Consider the following 341-nt stretch of genomic DNA (forward strand, 5'->3'; position numbering starts at 1 on the left):
GCGGTAGGGGATCGGCCGGTGGTGCTGGCGCGCGGCGACGGCCACGCAATCTGGGTCAGCAGCGCGGCGATGCGGGAGGCCGGGGTCACGGCCAAGACCGTCTCGCCCCCGGGTGGACGGATCGAGAAAACGGGCGCGCAGCCATCCGGCGTGTTCGTGGATATGGCGCAGGCCTTGATCCAGAAGGTCGTGCCGGCGCCGCTGCCGAAGGAGCGCGACTCGGCGTTCCTGAAGGCGCAGTCGGCGTTGCTGTCGCTGGGCGTGACGGCGACCGCGGACATGGGCACCAGTGTCGACGACTGGCTGACCTATCGGCGGATGGGCGATCGCGGCGGCTTGCG

General features: G+C 71.3%; 1 protein-coding gene. It reads left to right on the plus strand.

The window, feature by feature from the left end; translation table 11 throughout:
• Window positions 1-18: 18 nt before the first annotated feature.
• Window positions 19-341 (plus strand): amidohydrolase family protein (locus tag AC0IYH_RS30170; protein ID WP_471837792.1); only part of this gene is annotated, 323 nt, incomplete at its 3' end.

Source organism: Pseudomonas sp. AC463 (assembly GCF_979253585.1).